The organism is Thalassobaculum sp., assembly GCF_040219215.1.
Taxonomy (GTDB): domain Bacteria; phylum Pseudomonadota; class Alphaproteobacteria; order Thalassobaculales; family Thalassobaculaceae; genus Thalassobaculum_A.
Genome location: NZ_JAVJSX010000011.1, coordinates 82,841 through 109,424 on the forward strand (window position 1 = coordinate 82,841; position 26,584 = coordinate 109,424).

Consider the following 26,584-nt stretch of genomic DNA (forward strand, 5'->3'; position numbering starts at 1 on the left):
CGGAAGATGCGTCAGTTCAGGTTGATGATGCCCCCCTTCACGGTCAGCGCGCCGCCACCGTCGACGGTGCCGCTGGCGGAGCCCTTGATCGACATCGTGGTTCCACCCTGGAGATCGAGAGCGGTTCCGGCCTTGCCGGTCAGCCCGGTGCCGCTGGAAATCGTCATGCTGGACCCTGCCTTGACCGTGGTCGAGCCACCGGCCTTCGCCGTCATCGATCCATCGGCGTCCATCGTCATCGACCCGCCGGCGTTCAACGTTATCGACCCGTCGGCATCCATCGTCATGTTTCCGTGGGATTTGAGGGTCATGTCTCCGTGGGACGTGAGCGTCATGTTGCCACTGGTGTCGATGCTCACGTCGCCCGTCACCTTGATCGTCAGCTTGCCGCCGACGGTCTGGACGTAGTCGGTGCCGGTCTTCAGGTTGGCCGCTGCCGCCGCAACGATGTCGACGTTGCCTTTTGACGCCACCGCCGGCATCGAGTTGTCGTTCAGGGTGGCCTTCGATGCCTCGATGCTGATTCCCTGGGCGATGACCTGATACTGCGTCTTCGCCACCGTGTAGTGGTTGGTCGCGCTCATTCGTCGGTCGGCGACGACGTAGTCCAGGCGATTGGCGCCGACCTGGCTGTAGCTCGCACCATCGATAAGCGAGGTGCGGTCGCCGGCGGTGTACTCAAAGACTCCGGCGTCACCGGCTTCGTCGCCCCCGTCCATGTTCGACATGTCGGCGGTGCGGCTGTCTTCGGTACTGTCGGTCGGCTTCGAGCCGATCCGCCAGTAGCTGTCGGTGCCGGCCGTAACCTGAAGTCGGGCGTAGGACGAGGTCGCGCCACTGGCGGAGTCGGTGCTCGACTCCGCGCGCTGCGGCGCAAGGGACTGCGTGACGGCCGGCGGTTTCGCTGCGGGGCCCTCCAGGGCTCGTTGCGGTGCCAGGGTCCCGCCCGAGGATGCGCCGCTTCCGCCACCGCCGCTGGCCGGCCCGTCGTCAATCTCGAACAGGGTTCCGGCGGTTGTTCGCATTCGGTTCTTGGTGTTGCTCTGGGCATTCACCACGCTCGGGTACGGCTCGTTTTGCATCGCGCCAACGATGATCGGTCGGTCCGGATCACCGTTGACGCAGGCCAGGATCACCTCGGTGCCCTTGAGCAACGGGAAGTGCATGCCGGAGTTGACCCCGCCATAGGGCTCGGACTTCCGCATGTAGCGGGAGGCCTGGCCGGCAGCCTCGCCGCGCTGGTCGAACTGCTGTCGGACCTTGTAGCGGCCGGTCGCGTCCAGTTCCGCGCGCTGTCCGGAACCGGCGGCGTCGACCACGGCGTTCGACAGCCCGGACATGCGCGGTTTCGGAGTCCTGCGAATGGGGCGAAAGTCGACCGATTTCGGCAGGCATTCGAAGCGATTGCGGTAGGCAGTCTGGTGTCCCGGCCCGGTGAACTCGGCAATGCCGGGCAGCGCCTGCGTCGCCTCGTGCTCGACCCAGGTCAGCAGGTAGCCGGCGTTGAAGCCACTCCGGAAGTGGCCCGTCAGGGAGAAGACGCCACCGGCAATCATGTGGACGTCGTCGCTTTCGCCCTGGAACACCTGCTTGCGGCAGAGCAGTTCCTGCGCCCGCACCCGGGCAAGGTCCCGACCCTCCTGTGGCGTCCGAAAATGCGCGCCGAACTCGACGACCACGCCGTGGCCCTTGGGATCGACCGGCTCGCTTACCTCCAGCGTCAGGCTCGGGGTCCGGTAGTTGTAGTCGCGTAGGCAGATCTGCGACGGCAGCAGAATCGAACGGCCCGAAAACCGGAAGACGGCTGCGTTCCCGGCATTGGCCAAGCCGCTGGCCGGCCGATAGGCGACGCTGCCCGGCCCGCCGATCTGCGGGAAGGCGACCCGGTAGTCACCGAAAACCGCGATGTCGCGTCCGCTGTCGTGGGTGAAGTAGTAGAAGATGCCGTAATGCTCGCACAGCCGCGAGATGAACGAGAGATCGCTCTCGTCGTGCTGCACGATGTAGTCGCGCTTCGGGTAGCTCTGGCTCAGCCTCAGTTCGAAGTCGTTGGTGTTGAGCCGTCCGGAAACCGATGAGGCGGGGCCGCCCTTAAGGTTGCTCGCCGACAACTGGTCGGTCAGCACCTCACGCACCGAAACCGGCACTGCGGTCCCGTGGATCTGGTTTTGCCTGGACAGTTCGAGCCGCTTCAGCCGCGGCACCAGCACCGCCTTGTAGATGTACTGCGACCGCGGCGTGGCGGCGTACAGCTCGATGCCCTCGAGCATGCCATGCACCTTGCGGCTCTGCTCGAGCCGGGTGATCGTGAGCGTGGCATCCTTTCCGGTCAGGTCGTCCATCGACAGGTTCGGGTCGTCGGACACCAGATCGATCTCGAAGCGGAACATCTCCGAGATCGCCTCGCGCCCGGACATACGGAACACCGCGAAGGTGTCCGCCGGCTCATCGTCGACGGTGAACTCCAGCTTCTGAATGTAACTGTTCGCCATCACCGAAAAGACCCTTGCTCGACCTCGGACATCCGTTTGCACGATCCGCCCGAGATGGTTTCAACTTCGCTAAAAATGAAATGACCCGCTGCGCTTTCGAGGATGCTGATACCCGGGCAGCAGACTATCGGGCAGCGCGGCCGGCCTGCTTGTCGTCGACATACTGGATGACCGACACGACTTCGCCTTTGTCGTTGAACTCCATCTCCGGACCGTTCTTCATCCCGAACTCGTACATCGTGCGGCGGATCAGGTGACCTTCGTCGTCGAAATCCTCCGTTGGCCCGTGCGGCAGGTCGTCCTGGAAGGCGACGGTGCGCAGGTATGAGCCGTCGGGTCGGAAGACCGAGGTGACGCCCTGCCTGAGACCGTCGACATACGATGTAACCATCGCGATCGCGCCGGCTTCGCTGTAGTTGTACACATTGCCGTCCAGATGATCGGCCGCGTAGCTGGCGTGCAGGACCCGGCGCCCCTTGGCGTAGATCACGCAAGGTCCATTGCGCGCGCCGTCGGCGTAGCGCGCCTTCGCGGTAACCCGGCCCTCCGTATCGTAGTTGACCGCCACCCCGTGGAGGACGCCGTTCTGGTACTCGGCCTCGCGCATCAACCGGCCCGCGTCGTCGTACTGGCAGAACGGGCCGTGCAGCACACCGTTGGCAAAGGTCGCGGTCTCGACAACCACGCCGGCATCGTTCGCGCGCGTCACGATCCCGTGCAGCCGGCCGTCACTATCGCCATTGTCCGAGGGCGCCGCGCCGTCCGCCTGATTCTGGGTGGCCTGATCCATGATGCGGAACCTAGCAGTCTCGGAACGGCGCGCGTAGACGATTCAACGGGCCCCGGAGCGCGCCGGATGGCTGGAGGCCTCGTCGATCGAGGATGGGTTCGGGGATCGGCGCGGCGCGCCTCCCGACCGGTTGGACACGTCCTCAGGCCACGTTGACCGTGAACTGTCCAGGGGTGGTCAGCGAGATCGATCCACCGTACATGCACATCAGCTTGCAGCCGTCGTTCAGGGCCGGCTTGCCGCCGATCATCACGGTGGCGCTGCCCGGCGTCCAAGGCGCCGTGGTGGCCGGGATGCATGGCATCGGAGTCAGCGCGCCCAGCGCAGCGGCCGTGGCCGAAGCGACGGTCGGGTTCGCCAGGCTGGAGCACATCGCAAAGGTCGGCACGTTCACCAGCGGTGCGTAGTCCATGATGGTCGCGGCCGGCAGAGCGCCGGCATTGACCATCGCGGTCGGAATCACGTTGAGCATGGCCGGCGCCGTGCCGAAGCTGCAGCTCAGGGCGGCGACCGAAACGACCTGGATCGCCATCTCTACGCCTTCCCCGGCCGGCCAACCGACCGGATCCCACCGTCTTTCATGTCCCGAAGCCCTCGATCAACACAACGTCGGACGAAGGTATCGGCGCCGGTGACGACGTTCAAGCGGGCTTGGCGTTGCGCTTCGGATACCTGCTCCTGCAGGGCGGTACGGTGCCCGATTCGCAACGAGTACCAGGAGGACTCGCCGTGGATCCGGCGACAGGTCGGTGACTGCTGTTTGATGGAATTCATTCGAGCCCATCAACGAAGCCGGCAAACAGTCCGTTGGTATGTTCCGGCTGCTCAAGATGCGGCGCGTGCCCGGCTTGCGGTACGGTCGCAAGCGTCGCGTTCGGTATGGAGCCAGCAAGCCGGTCTGCTGTCGCCGGTCCGTAGAGTTGGCTCTCCGCACCGCGAACGACCAGCGTCGGAACCGCAACTGTCGGAAGGACGGCGCGATGGTCTGCATTGGTCATGGCTTGCCAAAGTGCCGCCATCGCCGCCGGGTCGCTTGCCCGCATCTCGGTGGCCATCCATTGAGCCAGGTCGGCATCCGGTGACCGGCTCCCGGCGAACACCGATGGCAGGAACGCATCGACCCAGCCTGGCCAGTCCTGGCCAATCAGGTCGAACGCCCTCTCGGCCTGCGCCGCGCCGAAGCCGCCCAGCAAGCCGAGATCCCATCCAGCTCCGTTCACCACGCGCGGCGTCATGTCGACTACGATCAACCCGGCAAGGGCGTCGTCCGTGTAGCGGCGAATGAACTCGAACCCGACCAGAGCGCCCATCGACCACCCCAGCAGAACGGGATGCCGAAGACGGAGATGATCGAGCAACGCCTGCAGGTCTGCCGCGAGGACCTCCAAGGTCGGCCGGTCGCTGGCGCGATGCGAGTGTCGATGACCGCGGAGGTCCGGGATGATCAGGCGCCGTCGATCCGACAGGCCGTCGACCTGCCGGTCGAAGTATCCGCCGTGGCAGGCCCATCCGTGCAGCAGGACGACCGAGTGCCGCTCGGCCCCGGCCAACGGATCGGTGTCCCTGTAGTACAGCGTTCGACCGTCTCCTGCCTCGAAGCTCGGCATTCCCGCGTCCATCTCGCTCGATTTGACGTTGACACTCGTCTGGTTTCATTCAAACATGACACCTGACTCACATCTCATAAAAGAAAAAAATGAACGTGCTCGGGGAGAAGACGCCAAAGACGGCGCGCGGCAGGAGAACGCTCCGGAAGATTCTGGATGCGGCCGAGCTTGAGTTCGGAGCGCGCGGGTTCCACGAGGCGTCGGTCGCCAGCATCACCGCCAATGCCGGCGTCGCCCAGGGCACGTTCTACATCTACTTCGACAGCAAGGAATTGCTGTTCCGCGAACTCGTCGCCGACCTCGGTCTGCGCCTGCGATCCTACCTCCATGAGGCGGTGTCCGACTCACCGAACCGAACCGAAGCCGAACGTCAGGGGCTGCTGGCCTTCATCGGGTTCGTGCGCGAGCACGGCAACCTGTACCGCATTGTAATGGAAAGCCAGTTCGTCGATCCGGAGGCATTCAGGCTCTACTTCATGGAGTTCGGCACAGCCTATCAGGCCGGGCTCGACCGTGCCGTGGCCAGCGGCGAGGTTCGCCCGGGCGAGACCGAGGGTCGGTCCTGGGCATTGATGGGCATCTCGCTGTTCGCCGGTCTGCGCTACGGCATCTGGGAGCCGGAGCGCGACATCAATCCACTGGTCGACAGCATTACCGACATGATCGACCGCGGGCTGCGCCCGTCCCCGGCGGCGGAGTGACCGGCGATGGACGGCATCTCGAAGCGCGGACTGGTGTTGGCGGCAGGGGGCATCCGCGTTGCGTCCAAACCCCGCTTGGCACGCTGAGGGGCGCGGATGTTCAGCATCGTCGACATCGCTGCCAAACGAGCCGAGCTGTCGCCCGACAAAGTCGCGCTTGAGGAAATCGTCGGTGGCGCCGCCCTCACCTACCGGGAGCTCGACAACCGTGCCTGCCGGTTCGCCGCTGCCCTGCGCGACCGTGGCATTGCACCGGGCGACCGCATTGCGATCCTGACCCACAACGCCGCCTCGTTCTTCGAAGTTCTGTTCGCCTGCGGCAAGGCTCGGGTGGTGTTGGTACCGCTGAACTGGCGGCAGACCGCGGCGGAACTGGCGCCCCTGCTGAGCGACTGTGAACCCCGCCTGCTGTTGCATGACGCCGCAAACGAAGGCCTCGCAACTGCCCTCCTGACCGACCGTCCCGACATTGCTCTGGTCCGTGTCCACCGCCAGGGCGAGGTCGTCTCGAACGGCAGCTATCAGGCGCTCCGCGATTCCACGGAACTGCGCCGTGACTGGGACCCGGTGTGGCCGGAGGACGGGCTCTGGTACATGCTGTACACCTCCGGGACCACAGGTCGACCGAAGGCGGTGATGCAGACCTTCGGCATGGCGCATGCCAACTTCGTCAACCTGTCGAGCGCCATCGACCTGACCGCGAATGACGTCACCCCCAACTACCTGCCGCTGTTCCACACCGCCGGCATCAACCTGCACAGCCTGCCGACGCTGATCGCCGGCGGGTCGGTCAAGGTGCTGCCCGGCTTTGACGCCGATCGATTACTTCAACTCATCGAGACCGGCGGGCTGACCGCCCTGCTGGGTGTACCGGCGATCTATCAGGCACTGAGCCTGCATCCGCGTTTTGCCGCCGCCGACCTGTCAAAGGTGCGATCCTGGACCAGCGGCGGCGCACCGCTGCCGAACGCCTTGATCGAGTTGTACGCCGGCCGAGGCGTGACGCTGTGCCAAGGTTACGGCATGACCGAGACCGGACCGACCACCTTCCTGATGCGGCCCGAGGAAGCAGTACGCAAGCGTGGCGGGGTCGGCAAGCCGCTGCTGATGACCCAAAGCCGGATCGTCGGACCTGACGGAACCGATATGTCTCCGGGCGAAGCAGGCGAACTGCTGATCCGCGGCGCCAACGTGACGCCCGGCTACTGGAACCGGCCGGACGCCACGGCCGAGGCCCTGGACAATGACGGCTGGCTGCGCACCGGAGACGTGGCGCGGGCGGATGCGGATGGTTGCGTCTTCATCGTCGACCGGATCAAGGACATGTACATCTCCGGCGGCGAGAACGTGTACCCGGCCGAGGTGGAAAGCGTCCTCCTTGGCCATCCGGACGTGCTGGAAGCGGCAGTGGTCGGCGTTCCTGACGAACGTTGGGGCGAAGTCGGCCGTGCCTACCTCGTTGCCCGCTCCGGCCGGGTCATCGATGACGCCGGACTGCGTGCGTACTGCCGGGAGCGGTTGGCCGCCTACAAAGTTCCCAAGTCGATCGAGATCGTCGGCGATCTGCCGCGCACCCCGGCCGGCAAGGTTCGCAAGCACGTGCTGCGCGGCCGGCTCGCCCAAGCGACGGCCCGTCAGGAGGAGCCGGTATGAGCGGCCCCCCGATCCGCGTCCGCCGGACCTTCACCCAGGCCGAGTTCGATCGCTTTGCCGAACTGAGCGGCGACGACAATCCGATCCACGTCGACCCGGCCTTCTCCGCGGCGACCCGGTTCGGCCGCACAGTGGCCCACGGCATGCTGCTGTACAGCGCGCTGTGGGGTCTCATTCGGCGCAGCTTTCCCGGCGCGGTGCAGGACAGTCAGGATCTGATGTTCCCGTCACCGACCTACGCCGGCGACCCCATGCGGCTGGAGATCGACGTGCTGGACCGCCCGGCCGACGGTGTGCTCGACCTTGCCGTCCGGGTGGTCGCCGAGCGCGACGGCGCGGTAACCCTCGACGGCCGCACCCGGATCCGCCTGCCTCAGGGAGGCACCGTATGAGGATCGGCGACCGCGCGCGGGTCACCCGGGTTTACCAGCCCGGGCATGTCGCCGCTCTGGCCGCGCTGGCCGGTGTCGACGACGCGCCCGACGGAACCGTCCCGGAACCGCTGATCGGGGCGTTGTTCTCCTACCTTCTGGGCCGCGAGCTGCCGGGGTTCGGCACCAACTATCTCAAGCAGGAACTGCGGTTCCGGCAACCGGCACGACTCGGCGAGCCGATCACCGCCGCAGTCGAGATCACCCGGATCCGACCCGACAAGCATCTGGTCGATCTGAAAACCACCTGCACCGCCGCCGACGGCACGGTGCTGTGCGACGGACGTGCCTTGGTTCTGGTCAAGGACGTCGGACATCCAGCCTCAAACAAGCAGCAGGGGAGAGACGCGACATGAGACGCCACATCGGATTTGCGGCCGCCACGGCAGCCGTGCTCGGCCTCCTGGGCGGTACCGCCCTGGCGGCCGAGCCCTACAAGATCGCCCATGTCTACGGCAAGACCGGGCCGTTCGAGGCCTATGCCAAGCAGAGCCATGTCGGCCTGATGATGGGCCTGGAGTACGCGACCGGCGGCTCGATGGAGGTCAACGGCCGCAAAATCGAGGTGATCGAGAAAGACACCCAGCTGAAGCCCGACCTTGGCAAGACCCTGCTGGCCGAAGCCTATGGCGACGACAACGTGACCCTGGCGGTCGGGCCGGTTTCGTCCGGCGTGGCGCTCGCCATGCTGCCGGTGGCCCAGGAGTACGAGAAGGTGTTGCTGGTTGAGCCTGCGGTCGCCGACTCGATCACCGGCTCGGCATGGAATCGCTACGTGTTCCGCACCGGTCGAAACTCCTCGCAGGACGCGATCTCGAATGCCGTCGCCCTCGGGCAGGCTGGCAACTGCGTCGCTACCCTGGCCCAGGATTACGCGTTCGGCCGTGACGGCGTGGCCGCCTTCAAGGAAGCGCTGGGCAAGACCAAGGCCAAGCTGGTGTTCGAGGAATACGCCCCGCAGGACACCGCCGACTTCACCGCTCCGGCACAGCGACTGTTCGACGCGCTCGGCAAGGCCGATTGTCCGCGCAAGATCATCTGGGTGGTGTGGGCCGGCAAGGGCAACCCGCTGGGCAAGCTGAAGGCCCTGAGCCCGGAGAGCCGCGGCGTCGAGCTTGCGTCCGGCGGCAACATCCTGGCGGCGATGGCGGCCTACAAGGAGCTTCCCGGCATGGAGGGAGCGACCTACTACTACCACGACATCCCCAAGAATCCCGTCAACGACTGGCTGGTTGCCGAGCACACCAAGCGCTTCGACTCGCCGCCGGACTTCTTCACCGCCGGCGGGATGTCAGCTGGCATCGCCGTGGTCGAGGCCCTGAAGAAGGCGCCGTCGGGCGAGACAGAGAAGCTGATCGCGGCGATGGAGGGCATGGAGTTCATGACCCCGAAGGGCACCATGCGGTTCCGCAAGGAGGACCACCAGGCGCTGCAGTCGATGTTCCACTTCAAGATCAAGGTCGATCCGGCCGTCGCCTGGGGTATCCCTGAGCTGGTCCGCGAGCTGAAGATCGACGACATGGACATCCCGATCCGCAACTGACCCAACGGGCCGGTCCGGCACCGACACGCCGGACCGGCTCTCCCTTCCAACGGGACCGCATACTCCATGAGCACAACCGAACCGCCCGTGTTGCGTACCGACGAGCTGACCATCCGGTTCGGCGGCCATGTCGCCGTTGATCGCGTCAGCTGCGCGTTCGATCGCGGTACTCTGACAGCGATCGTCGGTCCCAACGGCGCCGGCAAGACCACCTATTTCAACCTGATCTCGGGACAGCTGCGCAGCACCGCCGGACGGGTGGTCCTGTCCGGCCGCGACATCACCGGCCTGAGCGCGCCGCGCCGCACCCGTGCCGGCATCGGCCGGGCATTCCAACTGACCAACCTGTTCCCCAACCTGACGGTTCTGGAGAATGTGCGGATCGCCGTGCAGGCCAGCCACGACCTCGGCCTGGACATCTGGTCTCTGGCGACCAGACGGCGCGAGTTGATCGAGTTGGCCGAACACCACCTTGAGCGCACCGGCCTGCTCGACAAGGCGGCCGCGACTGCCGCCTCGCTGCCGCACGGCGACCAGCGAAAACTGGAGGTTGCCGTCCTGCTGGCGCTCGAGAGCGAGGTACTGATGTTCGACGAGCCGACCGCCGGTATGAGCGTCGACGAGGTGCCGGTGGTTCTGGAGCTGATCCACCAGATCAAGGCGGACACCGCCAAGACCGTCCTGCTGGTGGAGCACAAGATGGACGTGGTGCGTTCCCTCGCCGACCGGATCAACGTGCTGCACAACGGCGCCCTGGTCGCCGACGGTGCGCCCGAGACGGTCATCGCGTCCGACGTCGTGCAGCAGGCCTATCTGGGGACGTCAGGGGCGGGAGCCGGGCATGGCTGAACCGCTGCTGCGCCTGGACGGCGTACACACCCACATCGGCCAGTACCACATCCTGCAGGGCGTCGATCTGACCGTGCCGCAGGGCGAGTTGACCATGCTGCTGGGCCGCAACGGCGCCGGCAAGACGACCACGCTGCGCACGATCATGGGACTGTGGCGGGCTTCCACCGGTACGCTGCACTTCGCCGACACCGGGCTCAACGCCCTGGCAACGCCGGACATCGCCCGTCTCGGCATCGGCTACGTGCCGGAGAACATGGGGGTGTTCGCCGGGCTGACGGTGCGGGAGAACATGGTGCTGGCGGCACGCGACGGCGCAATCGACCAGGCCCGGCTGGACTGGATCTTCTCGCTTTTCCCCGCACTCACGCGGTTCTGGACGCTGCCGGCCGGCAACCTGTCCGGTGGTCAGAAGCAGATGTTGTCGATCGCCCGCGCGATGATCGAGCCGCGCCGGCTGATCCTGATCGACGAGCCGTCCAAGGGCCTGGCCCCCGCGATCGTCGATGCGCTGATCGAGGCGATGCGCGAACTCAAGCGGACCGCCACCACCATCGTGATGGTCGAGCAGAACTTCCGGATGGCCCAGGCGCTCGGTGACAGCGTGGCGGTGATGGACGACGGCCGGGTCATCCACAGCGGCCGGATGTCGGACCTTGCCGCCGACCCGGCCCTGCAGGCCCGCCTGCTCGGCCTCAGCCTCGGAGTCCACCAATGACCGACCAGATCTCCGAGACCGCAGCGATCCCGGCAGCTCCTCTGGCCGAACGCCTGCGCGCCCAGATGCCGTACTGGACGGTCCCGGCGCTTGCCGTCGTCGGCCTGCTGCTGATCGCCGACGTCTCGACGTGGAGCACCCTGACCCTGGCCGGCCTGGCGATGGGAATGCTGATCTTCATCATGGCGTCCGGGCTGACCCTGGTGTTCGGCCTGATGGACGTGCTGAATTTCGGACACGGCGCCTTCATCTCGATCGGCGCATTCGTCGGCGCTACCGTCCTCCTGGCGCTCGGCGGCTGGACCGCATCGGAATCCCTGGCACTCAATCTCGCGGCGGTCGGTCTGGCGATCACGGCCGCAATGGTGGCGACCGGTGGGATCGGCTGGTTCTTCGAACGGGTGATCATCAAGCCGGTGTACGGCGCCCACCTGAAGCAGATCCTTGTCACCATGGGCGGCCTGATCGTCGCCGAGGAACTGATCCACCTGTTCTGGGGACCCAACCAGATCCCCCTGCCTCGCCCGGAAATGCTGAAGGGCTCCTGGGTGTTCGGCGACGTCGTGGTCGAACGGTACCGGGTGCTGGCGGTGGCACTCGGTGCGGTGATCTTCGTCGGGCTGCGGTTCGCCCTGGTTCGCACCAAGCTTGGATTGCTGATCCGCGCCGGGGTCGAGAACGGCGAGATGGTAGAGGCGCTTGGCTACCGGGTCCGACGGCTGTTCGTCCTGGTGTTCGTGGCTGGCTCGGCGCTGGCCGGACTCGGCGGGGTGATGTGGGGGCTGTACGACGAGATCATCACCGCCCAGATGGGGCTGAACATCCTGGTGCTGGTTTTCATCGTGGTGATCATCGGCGGCCTCGGCTCGGTCGAGGGCTGCTTCCTCGGCGCCCTGCTGGTTGGACTGATGGCCAACTACACCGGCTTCCTGGCACCGAAGGTGGCACTCGGCTCCAACATCCTGCTGATGGTGGTGATCCTGATGTGGCGGCCGCGTGGCCTGCTCCCGGCCGGTAAGGGGTGACGGCGATGCTGAGAACCCTGCTGTCCGACGATCGTCCGCGCAGCCGCGTCCTGGCCGGTCTGCTGATCCTGGTCGTGCTCGGCCTGGCCCTGGCACCGTTCGTGTTTCCGGGAATCCGATCGCTGAACACCGCGGCGACGATCTGCGTCTTCATCGTGCTGGTGGCGAGCTACGACCTGCTGCTCGGCTACACCGGCATCGTGTCGTTCGCCCACACCATGTTCTACGGCATCGGTGCCTATGGCGTGGCGATCGCGCTGCACGCCATGCCCGGATCCTGGGGAGCGGTGGCGCTCGGCACGGTTTGCGGCCTGGCGCTGGCGATGGGACTGGCCCTGCTGATTGGGCTGTTCGCGCTGCGGGTCCAGGCGATCTTCTTCGCGATGGTCACGCTGGCGGTCGCCAGCGCATTCCTGATCCTGGCCTCCCAGCTGTCCACCCTGACCGGCGGCGAGGACGGGTTGACCTACCGGGTCCCGCGGCTGCTGTCCCCGGCGTTCAGGATGGTCGACGGGCAGGTCCTGGGGGTCCGCCTGGACGGCCGGATTGTCAGCTACTACCTGATCTTCGCCTCGGCGCTCGTCCTGGTACTGGCGATGCTGCGGATCGTGAACTCGCCGTTCGGCCGCGTCCTGCAGGCGATCCGGGAGAACGAGTTCCGCGCCGAGGCGCTGGGCTACCGTACGGCCGTATACCGCACCGCCGCCACCTGCCTTGCCGCCGGTGCGGCCGCCCTGGCCGGCGTGCTGATGGCACTGTGGCTGAAGTACACCGGTCCGGACACCACGCTCAGCCTATCGATCATGATCGACATCCTGCTGATGGTGGTGATCGGCGGGATGGGCACGATCTACGGCGCGGTAATCGGTGCCACCTTGTTCGTGCTGGCCAAGAACTACCTGCAGGTCCTGATGGCCTCGGCCGCAGCGTCGGTCGCCGACGTTCCGCTACTGGTCGACCTGATCAGCCCGGAACGCTGGCTGCTCTGGCTCGGCGTGCTGTTCGTCCTCAGCGTCTACTTCTTCCCGACGGGCATCGTTGGCCGCCTGCGCGAGCGCGCCTAGCCTCGGCCAACTCCCTGCGCACTGTCCGGAACCAGGTCAACGTCGAACTGCAAACCTCAACGAGTTGACTCAGCGCTCCGTCACCTGTGTATCCTTGAAAAAAAGTCATCTGGGAATGGAACGCACTCGATTGGGCTGGCTCGGCTGCCGTGCGGCCGGGAAGTGATGGGTGCGTGTGCAGATGAAGATCGTCGTCATCGACCTCCGGATCGAGCGTGCGCGGATGATCTCCGCCGCCCTGAACGAAGCCGGGTTCCCGGATGTCGTCGCCCTTGCCGAAACCGACAACCTGATCGACCGGCTGGCCCGGATCGACCCTGACGCGGTCCTGATCGACCTCGAAGCGCCGAGCCGTGACATGCTGGAGCAGATGTTCGAGCTGTCGCGGCGGATCAAGCGGCCGGTCGCCATGTTCGTCGACGAGAGCGACAGCGCCTCGATCACCGCGGCGGTCGAGGCCGGGGTCGGCGCCTATGTGGTCAACGGCCTGCACAAGGAGCGCATCAAACCGGTGCTGGACCTCGCGATCAGCCGGTTCAACGCATTCTCCCGGCTGAACACCGAGTTGGAGACCACCAAGGCGGCACTGGCCGAGCGCAAGGTGGTGGATCGCGCCAAGGGTATCCTGATGAAGATGAAGGGAATCGACGAGGAGGAGGCCTACAAGATCCTGCGGCGCACCGCGATGAACCAGAACCGCACGATCGGCGACATTGCCCGCAGTGTCGTCACCGCGGCGGAGATCCTGAATTGACCACCCAGATCCGCATCGGGTTCATCCCGCTGGTCGACTGCGCGCCGCTGGTCGCCCTCCACGAGATCGGCTTCGCACGCGAGGAAGGCCTGGAGATCGTCCTGTCGCGCGAGACCTCGTGGTCGAACGTGCGCGACAAGCTGGCGGTCCGACTGTACGACGCCGCCCACCTGCTGGCCCCGATGGCGCTCGCGACCAACCTCGGGCTCGGCGGGCCGCGCGCCGAACTGGTGGCTCCCTACGTCCTGAACCTGAACGGCGACGTGATCTGCGCCTCAAACCGGCTGCTGGATCTGGTGACCGAGCCGGGGCTGACAGGAGCGGAGGCGATGCTGGAGGCCATCCGGCGCAACGTCCTGGAACGCCCAGTCGTGCTCGGCGTGCCGTTCTTCTTCTCCACCCACCACTATCTGGTCCGGTACTGGCTGGCCTCGGCGGGGATCGATCCGGACCGTCAGGTGCGGATCGAGGTTATCCCGCCACCGCTGATGGCCGACGCCGTGCGCTCCGGCGTGATCGACGGCTTCTGCGTCGGAGAGCCCTGGGGATCGGTAGCGGTTGACGCCGACCTTGCGGCCATCACGCTGCCCGGCCGCACGGTATGGGCGGCGGCACCCGAGAAGGTACTGGGGCTGCGCCGCGACTGGGTCGACGCGCGCGCCGACGACCTGAAGCGCCTGCTGCGCGCGCTGTACCGCGCGTCGGTCTGGGTCGCGGAACCGGGCAACCGCCCGATCCTGGGTGAGTTGCTGGCGGCCGAGCGCTACCTGAATGCCCCGGCCGAGGTCATCGAACGGGCGCTGTCCGGCAGCCTGACCCTGACCCCCAAGGGCGCGCAGGCGCGCGTCGACCGCTTCATGGTGTTTCACACCGCGTCGGCCACCTTCCCGTGGCGGTCCCAGGCCCTGTGGTTCTACCAGCAGATGGTGCGTTGGGGGCACCTCCCGGCCAGCCCGGAGGCTGCAGCCGTCGCCTGCCGGACTTTCGATCCGGGCCTGTACCGCGAAGCGCTCGCCGCCACGGCGACCGATCTGCCTGGCGCGAACTCCAAGCTCGAAGGCGCGCTCGACAGCCCGATGCCGGCGGCATCGCTGCGCGGACGCCTGTTCCTCGGACCCGATCGATTCTGCGATGGAGCGGTTTTCGACCCAGACGCGGTTATGTGATACCGCGATCATGCCTATTTTATAGGCTCCATTATTTGTGCACATTTTTTCATCTTTTCTGCTTGATTCCTTCCAGAGGTTCGTTACGCTGCGTTGCAACAGAGTGGTTCCCGGCCAATGGCGGCCGAGAACCCTGGTCGGGTCCCGACGACGGGATCTCTTCTGAGCAAAGCCGCTCGATCTGGTTCTCCGCGTTTCACGCGGAGCGTCCGATCAGCGGCTTTTTGTTTGCCCGATCGCCAAGGCGATCGGCGCGACCCCAGCAGGCCCCGGCGCTGGACGGCGGGTGCGACGATGGCGAGGCGACAATGCGGATCAAGACCCTTCTGACCGGCGCGATCACGGCCCTCGGCATGGCGGCATTCGCCGCCGCTCCGTCAGCCGCCGCGCCCCTGAAACTTGAGAAGGACGAGCTGAAGTTCGGCTTCATCAAGCTGACCGACATGGCCCCGTTGGCGATCGCCTACGAGAAGGGCTACTTCGAGGACGAGGGCCTGTTCGTTACCCTGGAGCCGCAGGCCAACTGGAAGGTCCTGCTGGACCGGGTGATCACCGGCGAGCTGGACGGCGCCCATATGCTGGCCGGCCAGCCGCTGGCCGCCACCATCGGCTTCGGCACCGAGGCGCACATCATCACGCCGTTCTCGATGGACCTGAACGGCAACGGCATCACCGTGTCGAACGAGGTGTGGGAGCTGATGAAGCCGCATCTGCCGGTCGGCGCCGACGGCAAGATCCAGCACCCCATCAAGGCCGACGCGCTGAAAAAGGTCGTCGACAAGTTCAAGTCCGAGGGCAAGCCCTTCAAGATGGGCATGGTGTTCCCGGTCTCGACCCACAATTACGAGCTGCGCTACTGGCTGGCGGCCGGAGGCATCCACCCCGGCTTCTATTCGACCACCGACATCTCCGGGCAGATCAAGGCCGATGCGCTGTTGAGCGTAACGCCGCCGCCGCAGATGCCGTCGACCCTGGAGGCCGGCACCATTCATGGCTACTGCGTCGGCGAGCCGTGGAACCAGCAGGCGGTGTTCAAGGGCATCGGCGTCCCGGTGATCACCGACTACGAGATCTGGAAGAACAACCCCGAGAAGGTGTTCGGGATCACCAACACCTTCGCCGAGCAGTACCCGAACACCACGCTGGCACTGACCAAGGCGCTGATCCGGGCCGCCCAGTGGCTGGACGAGAACGACAACGCCAACCGCGCCGAAGCCGTCAAGATCCTGGCGCGCTCCGAATACGTCGGCGCCGACGCCGAGGTCATTGCCAACTCGATGACCGGCACCTTCGAGTACGAGAAGGGCGACAAGCGGCCGATCCCCGACTTCAACGTGTTCTACCGCTACTTCGCGACCTATCCCTACTACTCCGACGCGATCTGGTACCTGACCCAGATGCGCCGCTGGGGGCAGATCCCCGAGACCAAGGATGACGCCTGGTACGACGCGGTCGCCCGCAAGGTCTACCGGCCGGACCTCTACCTGCAGGCCGCCAAGCTGCTGGTCGACGAAGGCAAAGTCGACAAAGCCGACTTCCCCTGGACCACCGACGGGTACCGCGCGCCGCAGAGTGAATTCATCGACGGCATCACCTTCGACGGCCGCGCGCCCAACGACTACCTGCAGCGCTTTCCGATCGGCCTGAAGAACCAGCAGGTCGTGGACGGCGGCAGCGTCGTCGGCGGCTGATCGGCAGCCGCACCCACCCGATACCGACGATCACGCCGAGGACCGAGGCATGACCACCACCACCGACTTTGCCGCCATCGACGACCGGGCCCAGGAAGGCAGGGCACGCCGGGAACGGTGGCTGATGCGGATCACCCAGGTGGCCGCCTACCTTCGGGTCCTCGGCCTCGGCTGGCTGGTACCGCTTCTGCGGATCGCCGCCGGCGACAGCCCCCGCCACCAGATGCGCGAGTTGTGGCAGCAACTGATCATCCCGCTGATCGGCATCGCCGCGTTCGTCGCGGCCTGGGCCGCCCTGGCGCCGACGGTCGAGACATCGCTCGGCGCCATTCCCGGCCCGGCGGCAGTATGGGAGCAGGCCGAGTCGCTGTGGCAGGACCACCGCCGCGAGCGCGCCAAGGAAGCGGCGTTCATGGAACGCCAGGATGTCCGGAACGCCAAGCTGGTCGCCGACGGCAAGGCCGACCAGGTGAAGTTTCGCGGCTACACCGGCAAGCCGACCTATCTCGACCAGATCCTCACCAGCCTGAAGACCGTCGCCCTCGGCTTCGCGGTGGCGACGATCGTGGCGGTACCGATCGGAATCGCCTCGGGCCTGTCGCGCACCGTCAGCGGCGCCCTCAACCCGCTGATCCAGATTTTCAAGCCGGTGTCGCCGCTGGCCTGGTTGCCGATCGTCACCATGGTGGTCTCCGCGCTGTACGTGGACTCCTCCGATCTGTTCCCCAAGTCGCTGGTGATCTCGGCGATCACCGTCACCCTGTGCTCGCTGTGGCCGACCCTGATCAACACCGCCCACGGGGTGGCGTCGATCGACAGGGACCTGGTCAATGTCGGACGGGTGCTGAAGCTGCCGACCTGGAAGACCGTCACCAAGCTGGTGCTGCCATCGGCGATGCCGCTGATCTTCACCGGCCTGCGGCTGTCGCTGGGCGTGGGCTGGATGGTGCTGATCGCCGCCGAGATGCTGGCGCAGAACCCCGGTCTCGGAAAGTTCGTCTGGGACGAGTTCCAGAACGGCTCGTCCTCGTCGCTGGCCCGGATCATCGTCGCGGTGCTGACCATCGGCCTGATCGGCTTTGTGCTGGATCGTGTCATGTACGCGCTGCAGGCCGCCTTCACCTTCTCGACCAACCGCTGAGCGAGGGCCGGAGCATGGCGATCCTGGAACTGCGCAAGGTGTCCAAGTCCTACGGTGACGGCGCTGCGCGCACCGAGGTCCTGAAGGATATCGACCTGTCGGTGGAAACCGGCGAATTCGTCGCCATCGTGGGGTTCTCCGGCTCCGGCAAGACCACGTTGATGTCGATCATCGCCGGCCTGATCGCCGCCGACTCCGGCGAAGCGCTGCTGAACGGCAAACCCATCGACGGACCCGGCCCGGATCGCGGCCTGGTGTTCCAGTCCTATTCGCTGATGCCGTGGCTGACGGTGCGCGGCAACGTGGCGCTGGCAGTCGACACGGTATTCGCCAAGGAAAGCCGCAAGGAACGTCTGGCCCGCACCGACAAGTACATTGCCATGGTCGGGCTCGGTCACGCCGCCGACCGCCGTCCGTCGGAACTGTCGGGCGGCATGCGCCAGCGCGTCGCGGTCGCCCGCGCGCTCGCCATGAACCCGCAGATCCTGTTGCTGGACGAGCCGCTGTCGGCACTCGACGCGCTGACCCGGGCCAAGCTGCAGGACGAGATCGAGCAGATCTGGGAGCAGGACAGGAAGACGGTGATCCTGATCACCAACGACGTCGACGAGGCGATCCTGCTCGCCGACCGGATCATCCCATTGACTCCCGGCCCGAACGCCACCCTCGGCCCGGCCTTCAAGGTCGAGATGCCGCGTCCGCGGGACCGCTCGGCGATGAACTCCAGTCCCGCCTTCAAGCGTCTGCGGGCCCGGATTACCCAGTACCTGCTGGACCTCGGCATCGAGCGCAGCGGCGAGGATGACGGCACGCTGGCCCTGCCCGACGTCACCCCGATCACCCAACGCCCCGACCCAAAGCTGCCGGCCGCCTACCGCGATGCCGCTCGCTCCGGCATCACCAAGGGCTATGTCGAGTTCTCGGCCGTGCGCAAGGTGTTTCCGACGCCGAAAGGACCGCTTACCGTGGTCGACGGCTTCGACCTGAAGATAGAGAAGGGCGAGTTCATCTCGCTGATTGGCCATTCCGGTTGCGGCAAGTCGATCGTGCTGTCGATGATCGCCGGGCTGACCGAAGTATCGACCGGCGTCATCGTGCTGGACGGCAAGGAAGTCGCGTCGGCCGGACCGGACCGGGCCGTCGTGTTCCAGGCGCCGTCGCTGATGCCGTGGCTGACCGCGCGCGAGAACGTCGCCCTGGGCGTTGACCGGGTGTTCCCACACGCCAGCGCCGCCGAACGCCGGGACATCGTTTCCTACTACCTGGCCCGGGTCGGATTGGCCGACGCCATGGACCGGCGGGCAAGCGACCTGTCGAACGGTATGAAGCAGCGGGTCGGCATCGCCCGCGCCTTCGCCCTGTCGCCCAAGCTTCTGCTGCTGGACGAGCCGTTCGGCATGCTCGACAGCCTGACCCGCTGGGAACTCCAGGAAGTCCTGATGGACGTCTGGAAGCGCACCCAGGTCACCGCGATCTGCGTCACGCACGATGTCGACGAGGCCATCCTGCTGGCCGACAAGGTGGTGATGATGACCAACGGGCCGAATGCCCGGATCGGCCACGTCATGCCGGTCGACCTGCCGCGGCCCCGCACCCGGCGCGCCCTGCTCGATCACCCCGACTACTACCGCTACCGCCAGGAACTTCTCGATTTCCTCGAGGAGTACGAAGGCGGAGCCAAGCCCAAGCCGGCGCAAGCCGCCTGATCCCGGAGGCTGAAATGACCAGAAGACTTGTCGTCGTCGGGAACGGTATGGCGCCCGGCCGAGTGCTGGAAACGCTGTTCGAGGCCGGCGGGTCGGACGTCGATGTGACGATCTTCAACGCCGAACCGCGGGTCAACTACGACCGGATCATGCTGTCGCCGGTGCTGTCCGGCGAGAAGACCTACGAGGACATCGTCATCCACGACGATGCCTGGTATCGCGAGCATGGCGTCACCCTGCACAAGGGCCGCAAGGTCGTGCACATCGACCGCAAGGCCAAGCGCGTGGTCGCCGACGACGGCACCACCGCCGAGTACGACACGCTCCTGCTGGCCACTGGCTCGGGTCCGATCGTCATCCCGATCCCGGGCCACACCCTGCCAGGCGTGCTGACCTACCGCGATCTGGACGACGTCGAGGCCATGCTGGCGGCGGCAAAGACCGGCAACCGGGCGGTGGTGATCGGCGGCGGGCTGCTTGGCCTGGAGGCGGCGGCCGGACTGCAACGCCAGGGCATGACCGTCACCGTCCTGCACTTGATGCCGACCCTGATGGAGCGCCAACTCGACCCGGCGGCCGGCTACCTGCTGCAGAACGCCATTGAGGCCCGCGGCATCCAGGTCGTCACCCGCGCCAACACCCACGCCATCACCGGCGAGGACCGGGTGACCGGGGTGCGCCTGGACGACGGCACCGAGATCCCGGCCGACATCGTGGTGATGGCGGTCGGCATCCGGCCCAGCATCGACCTCGCCAAGACCGCCGGCATCGAGACCAACCGCGGCATCCTGGTCGACGACGCCATGCGCACCTCCGATCCGGACGTGCTGGCGGTCGGCGAGTGCGTCGAGCATCGCGGGGTGTGCTACGGCCTGGTGGCACCGCTTTACGAGATGGCCCGCACCATCGGCCGAAATCTGCTCGGCGGCGACGCCGAGTACCGCGGCTCGGTGACCTCGACCAAGCTGAAGGTCACCGGTTTCGACCTGTTCTCCGCCGGCGATTTCGCCGACGCCAAGGACCGCCAGGAAATCGTGCTGCGCGACGCCGCCCGCGGGGTCTACAAGCGGCTGGTCCTGAAGAACGACCGGATCATCGGGGTGGTGCTGTACGGCGACACCGGCGACGGCTCGTGGTTCTTCCAGCTTCTCAAGGACGCCACCGACATCTCCGAGATGCGCGACACCCTGATCTTCGGTCAGGGCTATGCCGGGGGCGCCCCCCTGGACCCTACGGCGGCCGTTGCAGCCTTGTCGGATGACGCAGAGATCTGCGGCTGCAACGGCGTATGCAAATCCAAGATCGTCGGCACCATCACCGCCAAGGGCCTGAGCTCGCTCGACGGCGTCCGGGCGCACACCAAGGCGTCGTCGTCCTGCGGCTCCTGCACCGGGCTGGTCGAAAAGTTGCTGACGTTGACGCTGGGCGACACCTACAACCCGAACGCCGTCCAGCCAATGTGCGGATGCACCGACCTCGGTCACGACGATGTGCGGCGGCTGATCGTCGCCAAGGCGCTGAAGTCGATCCCCCAGCTCATGCAGGAGCTGGAATGGAAGACCTCGTGCGGCTGCGCGAAGTGCCGGCCGGCGCTGAACTATTACCTGATCGCCACCTGGCCTGGCGAGTACGAGGACGACAGCCAGTCGCGCTTCATCAACGAGCGGGTCCACGCCAACATCCAGCGCGACGGCACGTATTCGGTCGTGCCCCGCATGTGGGGCGGGGTGACCACGCCCCAGGAGCTGCGCGCCATCGCCGACGTCGCTAACAAGTTCGCGATCCCGACCGTCAAGGTGACCGGCGGCCAGCGCATCGACCTGCTGGGCGTGAAGAAGGAAGACCTGGTGCCGGTCTGGGCGGACCTCAACGCCGCAGGGCTGGTGTCCGGTCACGCCTACGCCAAGGGCCTGCGCACCGTGAAGACCTGTGTCGGCACCGACTGGTGCCGGTTCGGGACCCAGGACTCCACCGGCCTCGGCGTGAAGCTGGAGAAGCTGATGTGGGGGTCGTGGACCCCGCACAAGGTCAAGATGGCGGTGTCCGGCTGCCCCAGGAACTGCGCCGAGGCGACCTGCAAGGACTTCGGCGTGGTGTGCGTCGACTCAGGCTACGAGCTGCATTTCGCCGGGGCCGCCGGGATGCACGTCAAGGGCACCGAGGTGCTGTGCACGGTCGCTACCGAGGACGAGGCGATCGAGTACTGCATGGCCCTGATCCAGCTGTACCGCGAGCAGGGCCGCTACCTGGAACGTGTCTACAAATGGGCCGACCGGGTCGGGCTCGACACCGTGCGCCAGCAGATCGTCGGCGATGCGCAGCGCCGGCACGCCCTGCACGAACGCTTCCTCCATTCCCAGCGCTTCGCCCAGTCCGACCCCTGGGCGGAACGGGTGGCCGGCAAGGACGCTCACGAATTCGCACCGATCGCAGCCATCAGCTTTCAGGAGGCCGCCGAATGACAGCACCACTGCAGCTCCGCTGGGTCGACGTGGGGTCCATTGCCGACATCCCGCGCCGCGGTGCCCGGCAGATCGTCACCCCGAACGGACCAATCGCAGTGTTCCGGACTCATGACGACATGGTGTTCGCGATCGATGACCGCTGCCCGCACAAGGGCGGCCCGCTCAGCCAGGGCATCGTCCACGGATCGGCCGTGACCTGTCCCCTGCACAACTGGGTGATCGACTTGCAGACCGGCGCCGCCCAGGGCGCCGACGAAGGCTGCGCCCGGACCCGCCCGGTCCGGACTGAGGAGGATCGCGTGCTGCTCGGCCTGGCGGTTGCCGCCGAACAGGCCGCGTAGGGAGGCCCGGGTGGGGAGGAACGCCGACACCGGGACGGATGGTCCAAACAAGAGCGAGTGCCGGGTACGCACCACCTGCCCGTATTGCGGCGTCGGGTGCGGCGTGACGGCAACGACCGATGCCTCCGGGTCGGTCGTCATCGCCGGAGACGCGGACCATCCGTCGAACTTCGGGCGCCTCTGTTCCAAGGGAGCCGCCCTGGCAGAGACGCTGGACCTCGACGGCCGGCTGCTGCGGCCCTGGATCGGCGGACGCGCCGCCGACTGGGACACCGCCCTCGACTTGGTGGCCGGCCGGTTTGCCCGGACCATCGCCGAGCACGGACCGGATTCCGTGGCGTTCTACGTCTCCGGCCAGTTTCTGACCGAGGACTACTATGTTGCCAACAAGCTGATGAAGGGGTTCATCGGCTCGGCCAACATCGACACCAATTCGCGGCTGTGCATGGCGTCGACCGTTGCCGGCCACCGCCGCGCCTTCGGCAGCGACACCGTTCCCGGCTGCTACACCGATCTGGAGCAGGCCGATCTGGTGGTGCTGGTCGGCTCCAACCTTGCCTGGTGCCATCCGGTGCTGTTCCAGCGTCTGGCGTCAGCCCGGGCGGCCCGTCCGGAGATGCGGCTGGTGGTGATCGACCCCCGGCGCACCGCCACTGCCGACGCTGCCGACCTGCACCTGGCGATCCAGGCGGACGGCGATACCGCGCTGTTCAACGGCCTGCTCGCCCATCTGGCCGACACCGACGCCATCGACCGGGCGTTCGTCGAAGCCCGCACCGAGAATTTCGACGCGGCGCTGGCCGCCGCCCGAGCGCTCGATCCAGGTGCCATCGCCGACGCCACCGGCCTCGACCCGGCGCAGGTCGCGGCGTTCTACGGCATGTTCCGGAACACCCCGCGGGTTGTTACCGTGTTCAGCCAGGGCGTGAACCAGTCGGCCGGCGGCACCGACAAGGTCAACGCCATCCTGAACTGCCACTTGGCGACCGGCCGGATCGGCAGGCCGGGCATGGGGCCGTTCTCGGTCACCGGGCAGCCGAACGCCATGGGCGGGCGCGAGGTCGGCGGGCTCGCCAACCAACTTGCCGGCCACATGGACATCGAGAGCGAAGCGGACCGCGAGCGGGTCCAGCGATTCTGGAACGCCCCGCGGATGGCCACGGCCGGCGGGCTGAAGGCGGTCGAGCTGTTCCAGGCGGTCGCCGACGGCCGGGTCAAGGCAATCTGGATCCTGTGCACCAACCCGGTCGACAGTCTGCCGGACGCCGACCAGGTCGCCGCCGCGCTGAAGGCCTGCCCGTTCGTGGTGGTGTCCGACGTGGTCGCCGATACCGACACCACCCGTCTTGCCGACGTGCTGCTGCCGGCCACCGCCTGGGGCGAGAAGGACGGCACCGTCACCAATTCCGAGCGCCGGATCTCGCGCCAGCGGGCGTTCCGAGCGGCGCCGGGTGAGACCCGGCCGGACTGGTGGGCGTTGTGCGAGGTCGCACGCCGGATGGGCTTCGGCGACGCCTTCACTTACCGCAACGCCGCCGAGATCTTCCGCGAGCACGCCGCCCTGTCGGCGCTCGGCAACGACGGCGCCCGCGACTTCGACATCGGCGGTCTCGCCGGCCTGTCCGACGCCGACTACGACACCCTCGCCCCGATCCAGTGGCCGGTGCGTGATGCCGCCCAAGGGGAACCAACTGATCGCCGGTTCTTCGCCGACGGCCGGTTCTACACCCCCTCCGGCCGCGCCCGCTTCATTGCCGTCGCCGCTCCGATCCGGCAGCCGGTCGCCGACGGCATGTTCGTCCTGAACACCGGACGGATCCGCGACCACTGGCACACCCTGACCCGCACCGGCCTGTCGCCCCGCCTGTCGGCACATCTGGCGGAACCGTTCGCCGAGATCAATCCGGCCGATGCCCGTCGCCTCGGCGTCAGCGACGCCGGCCTGGTGCGGATTGCGAGCGACCACCGGTCGATCCTGGTGCGCGCGCTGGTGACCGACCGGCAACAGCCCGGCTCGGTGTTCGTGCCGATGCACTGGACCGATCGGTTCGCCGCCGCCGCCCGGGTCGACACGCTGGTCCCCGGCGCCATCGATCCGGTATCCGGACAGCCGGCATCGAAGTCGGCGCGGGTGCGGGTCGATCCCTACGCCGCTGCCTGGTACGGATTCGCGGTGCTGGCAGACAGGCCGAAGGCGGTCGACGCCTCGTACTGGGCGCTGGCCCGGGCCAAGACCGGCTGGAAACTGGAGATCGCCGACCACGCACCGGTGTCGAACTGGGCAGCGTGGGCACGGACCCTGATCGGCGTGGCGGAAGGCGACCCGACCATCGAAGTGCTTTCCTACCGCGACGCCCAGGCGGGCATCCATCGGTTCGCGGCGTTCCGCGGCGAGCGGATGCTGGGCGCCCTGTTCGCGGCACGCGAACCGGTGGCCGTTTCGAGGCAGTGGGCGGCGGAAAGCCTGGGTCTGGACCTCGCCGAACCGAGGCTACGCTACGCCATCCTGGCCGGCCGGGCCGGCGGCGGCCGGCCGGATCCAGGCGCTATCGTGTGCTCGTGCTTCGAGATCGGCGTCAATCGGATCACCGAGTCGGTCATCGGCCAGGGCTGTGCGTCGGTCACCGCGGTCGGCGCCGCCACCACCGCCGGCACCAACTGCGGCTCCTGCCGCTCCGAGATCCAGAGGATCATCGACCATGCGCGGATCGAGAAAGCCAGCTGACGCCTGCAGCGCGCGGCTCGGGCGCCTCGCTCTGCTGCCGCTGTTCGTTGACCTCAACGGCAAGCCGGTGCTGGTCGCCGGCAACTCCGCCGCTGCCGCTTGGAAGGCGGAGTTGCTCGCCGCCGCCGGTGCGACCGTGCTGGTCACCGCACCCGATCCCGGTCCGGAACTAGCCATCCTGCTGGCCGACGGCGCCGCCTCGGGCCGGCTGGTCCACCGGCCCCGTGCCTGGACACCGGCCGACCTGAACGGCATGGCCATCGCGATTGCCGACGCCGCTGACGAAACCTCGGCCCAATCCTTCTCCGACGCCGCCCGCGCCGTCGGCGTGCCCTGCAACGTCATCGACCGTCCGGCCTTCGGCACCGTGCAGTTCGGCTCGATCGTCAATCGCTCCCCCGTGGTGGTCGGCATCGCCACCAGCGGTGCGGCGCCAATCCTGGCCCAGGCGATCCGGCGGCGGATCGAGACTCTTCTGCCTCCAGCCCTCTCCGACTGGGCGGCGCTGGCCGCCCGGTTGCGCGACCGGGTCCAGGTCCGTCTCCCGGCCGGCCCGGCGCGCCGGGCGTTTTGGGAGGCCCTGGCCGAGCGTGCCTTCGGGCCCGCCCCAACCGACCAGGACGAGGAGCGCTTCGACGCCCTGCTGGCCCACGGTGCCCCCCGCGGCGGACGGGTCACCCTGGTCGGGGCCGGGCCGGGTGATTCCGGCCTGCTGACCCTGAACGCGGTGCGCGCGTTGCAGTCGGCCGACGTCATCCTGTTCGACGCGCTGGTGTCCGACGAGGTACTGGAACTGGCCCGCCGCGAGGCGCGGCGTATGCTGGTCGGCAAGCGCGGCGGACGCCAGTCCTGCCGTCAGGAGGAGATCAACGACCTGATGGTCAAGCTGGCTCGCCAGGGCAAGCATGTGGTTCGCCTGAAGGCCGGCGACCCGATGGTGTTCGGCCGGGCCGGCGAGGAGCTGGCGCAGCTTGCCTCCGCCGGCATCCCGGCAACCGTCATTCCCGGCATCACCGCGGCCAGCGCCATGGCCGCATCGCTCGGCGTCTCGCTGACCCACCGCGACTCCGCCAGGGCCGTGCGGTTCGTCACCGGCCATTCCAGTCAGGGCGGGCTGCCCGACGACCTCGACTGGGACCGGATCGCCGAACCGGCGACCACCACAGTGTTCTACATGGGCGGGCAGACCGCAGGCGCGATCCGCGACAAACTGCTGGACGCCGGCATGCCAGCCGGCACCCCGGCAGTGGTCGTGGGCTCGGTTTCCCGGCCGGATGAGCGCCGATGGATCGGGACGGTCGGGTGTCTGCCGGATGGCGTCTCCACCCTCGACCCGGAACAGCCGGTCCTGATCGGTGTCGGCAAGGTCTGGGACGATGCCGGCCGGTCTATCAGCACCTGCCCAAGCCAGTTGCCCATGCCTGGACGCTCGACCGGGACGACGCGCGCCGGTCAGTTGGCGGACCGGATGGCTCTCTGAACTTCAGGGTCCGCGATGTCCGCTTCCGGCGGGCTACCCACCCCGGAACGACAGTACCTTCCGCCTGCCAAGGGAAGTTCAAATATCACGTCGAGTCTGGCTGCCGGACAGCCCTTGGCATGACCGTATCCGCCGACACCCGGTTACCCCCAGTCGCGTAAAGGGTGACTCCGGCCATAGGGTGTTGCTAGCATTTGCTGTCGATCGAAGCACTCCACGCTCAATCAATCAGAAACGGGAGG

General features: G+C 67.1%; 22 protein-coding genes. 18 read left to right on the top strand and 4 right to left on the bottom strand.

All coding sequences use genetic code 11. The annotated features are described in order from the left end of the window. Positions 1 to 11: 11 nt before the first annotated feature. The 4 genes from RIC54_RS10300 to RIC54_RS10315 form a co-directional block, all read right to left on the bottom strand. A complete protein-coding gene (locus RIC54_RS10300; protein ID WP_350095841.1) occupies positions 12 to 2,492 on the bottom strand; it encodes a type VI secretion system Vgr family protein in 2,481 nt (826 codons plus the stop codon). Between the two features lie 124 nt (positions 2,493 to 2,616). Continuing rightward, entirely contained in the window at positions 2,617 to 3,282 is a 666-nt protein-coding gene (locus RIC54_RS10305; RefSeq protein ID WP_350095843.1) for a toxin-antitoxin system YwqK family antitoxin, read from the bottom strand. A gap of 142 nt (positions 3,283 to 3,424) precedes the next feature. Continuing rightward, complete coding sequence (locus RIC54_RS10310; protein ID WP_350095845.1) at positions 3,425 to 3,814, bottom strand: DUF4280 domain-containing protein; 390 nt, start codon at positions 3,812 to 3,814, stop codon at positions 3,425 to 3,427. 238 nt (positions 3,815 to 4,052) lie between these two features. Further along, complete coding sequence (locus RIC54_RS10315) at positions 4,053 to 4,889, bottom strand: alpha/beta fold hydrolase (protein WP_350095847.1); 837 nt, start codon at positions 4,887 to 4,889, stop codon at positions 4,053 to 4,055. A gap of 89 nt (positions 4,890 to 4,978) precedes the next feature. Here RIC54_RS10315 and RIC54_RS10320 point away from each other — a divergent pair, with 89 nt between their 5' ends. The 18 genes from RIC54_RS10320 (at position 4,979) to cysG (ending at position 26,342) form a co-directional block, all read left to right on the top strand. Continuing rightward, on the top strand, positions 4,979 to 5,590 hold the full coding sequence (locus RIC54_RS10320) for a TetR/AcrR family transcriptional regulator (RefSeq protein ID WP_350095849.1): 612 nt from the start codon (positions 4,979 to 4,981) through the stop codon (positions 5,588 to 5,590). A gap of 96 nt (positions 5,591 to 5,686) precedes the next feature. Next, positions 5,687 to 7,243, top strand: coding sequence for an acyl-CoA synthetase (locus RIC54_RS10325; protein WP_350095851.1), 1,557 nt, complete (start codon positions 5,687 to 5,689; stop codon positions 7,241 to 7,243). After that, positions 7,240 to 7,635 carry a MaoC family dehydratase gene (locus RIC54_RS10330; protein ID WP_350095853.1) on the top strand — a complete coding sequence of 132 codons (396 nt, stop codon included), beginning with the start codon at positions 7,240 to 7,242 and terminating at the stop codon, positions 7,633 to 7,635. The genes RIC54_RS10325 and RIC54_RS10330 overlap by 4 nt, the downstream gene beginning before the upstream one ends. Continuing rightward, on the top strand, positions 7,632 to 8,030 hold the full coding sequence (locus RIC54_RS10335; protein ID WP_350095855.1) for a hotdog family protein: 399 nt from the start codon (positions 7,632 to 7,634) through the stop codon (positions 8,028 to 8,030). The genes RIC54_RS10330 and RIC54_RS10335 overlap by 4 nt, the downstream gene beginning before the upstream one ends. Beyond that, entirely contained in the window at positions 8,027 to 9,217 is a 1,191-nt protein-coding gene (locus tag RIC54_RS10340; protein WP_350095857.1) for a substrate-binding domain-containing protein, read from the top strand. Before RIC54_RS10335 ends, RIC54_RS10340 begins: the two co-directional genes overlap by 4 nt. Positions 9,218 to 9,283: 66 nt before the next feature. Continuing rightward, the gene (locus RIC54_RS10345; protein WP_350151000.1) at positions 9,284 to 10,066 is read left to right on the top strand and encodes an ABC transporter ATP-binding protein; all 783 of its coding nucleotides are present in this window, start codon (positions 9,284 to 9,286) and stop codon (positions 10,064 to 10,066) included. Beyond that, the gene (locus tag RIC54_RS10350) at positions 10,059 to 10,784 is read left to right on the top strand and encodes an ABC transporter ATP-binding protein (RefSeq protein ID WP_350095861.1); all 726 of its coding nucleotides are present in this window, start codon (positions 10,059 to 10,061) and stop codon (positions 10,782 to 10,784) included. The genes RIC54_RS10345 and RIC54_RS10350 overlap by 8 nt, the downstream gene beginning before the upstream one ends. Continuing rightward, positions 10,781 to 11,809: a branched-chain amino acid ABC transporter permease gene (locus tag RIC54_RS10355; RefSeq protein ID WP_350095863.1), complete on the top strand. Its 1,029-nt coding sequence runs from the start codon at positions 10,781 to 10,783 to the stop codon at positions 11,807 to 11,809. Before RIC54_RS10350 ends, RIC54_RS10355 begins: the two co-directional genes overlap by 4 nt. Positions 11,810 to 11,814: 5 nt before the next feature. Continuing rightward, on the top strand, positions 11,815 to 12,873 hold the full coding sequence (locus tag RIC54_RS10360; protein ID WP_350095865.1) for a branched-chain amino acid ABC transporter permease: 1,059 nt from the start codon (positions 11,815 to 11,817) through the stop codon (positions 12,871 to 12,873). 169 nt (positions 12,874 to 13,042) lie between these two features. After that, positions 13,043 to 13,627 carry an ANTAR domain-containing response regulator gene (locus RIC54_RS10365; protein WP_350095867.1) on the top strand — a complete coding sequence of 195 codons (585 nt, stop codon included), beginning with the start codon at positions 13,043 to 13,045 and terminating at the stop codon, positions 13,625 to 13,627. Further along, entirely contained in the window at positions 13,624 to 14,793 is a 1,170-nt protein-coding gene (locus RIC54_RS10370; protein ID WP_350095869.1) for a CmpA/NrtA family ABC transporter substrate-binding protein, read from the top strand. Before RIC54_RS10365 ends, RIC54_RS10370 begins: the two co-directional genes overlap by 4 nt. 308 nt (positions 14,794 to 15,101) lie before the next feature. Further along, positions 15,102 to 16,484, top strand: a complete 1,383-nt coding sequence (locus tag RIC54_RS10375; protein ID WP_350095871.1) for a CmpA/NrtA family ABC transporter substrate-binding protein — start codon at positions 15,102 to 15,104, stop codon at positions 16,482 to 16,484. 49 nt (positions 16,485 to 16,533) lie between these two features. Further along, positions 16,534 to 17,625, top strand: coding sequence for an ABC transporter permease (locus RIC54_RS10380; RefSeq protein ID WP_350095873.1), 1,092 nt, complete (start codon positions 16,534 to 16,536; stop codon positions 17,623 to 17,625). A 14-nt stretch (positions 17,626 to 17,639) separates the two neighbouring features. Then, positions 17,640 to 19,331 carry an ABC transporter ATP-binding protein gene (locus tag RIC54_RS10385; RefSeq protein ID WP_350095875.1) on the top strand — a complete coding sequence of 564 codons (1,692 nt, stop codon included), beginning with the start codon at positions 17,640 to 17,642 and terminating at the stop codon, positions 19,329 to 19,331. Between the two features lie 14 nt (positions 19,332 to 19,345). Then, the gene (gene nirB, locus RIC54_RS10390; protein WP_350151002.1) at positions 19,346 to 21,793 is read left to right on the top strand and encodes a nitrite reductase large subunit NirB; all 2,448 of its coding nucleotides are present in this window, start codon (positions 19,346 to 19,348) and stop codon (positions 21,791 to 21,793) included. Continuing rightward, the gene (nirD, locus tag RIC54_RS10395; RefSeq protein WP_350095879.1) at positions 21,790 to 22,137 is read left to right on the top strand and encodes a nitrite reductase small subunit NirD; all 348 of its coding nucleotides are present in this window, start codon (positions 21,790 to 21,792) and stop codon (positions 22,135 to 22,137) included. The genes nirB and nirD overlap by 4 nt, the downstream gene beginning before the upstream one ends. 10 nt (positions 22,138 to 22,147) lie before the next feature. Next, complete coding sequence (locus tag RIC54_RS10400; protein ID WP_350095881.1) at positions 22,148 to 24,862, top strand: nitrate reductase; 2,715 nt, start codon at positions 22,148 to 22,150, stop codon at positions 24,860 to 24,862. Next, positions 24,837 to 26,342 (top strand): siroheme synthase CysG, encoded by a 1,506-nt coding sequence (gene cysG / locus RIC54_RS10405; RefSeq protein ID WP_350095883.1) that lies wholly within the window; start codon positions 24,837 to 24,839, stop codon positions 26,340 to 26,342. Before RIC54_RS10400 ends, cysG begins: the two co-directional genes overlap by 26 nt. Positions 26,343 to 26,584: the final 242 nt, after the last annotated feature.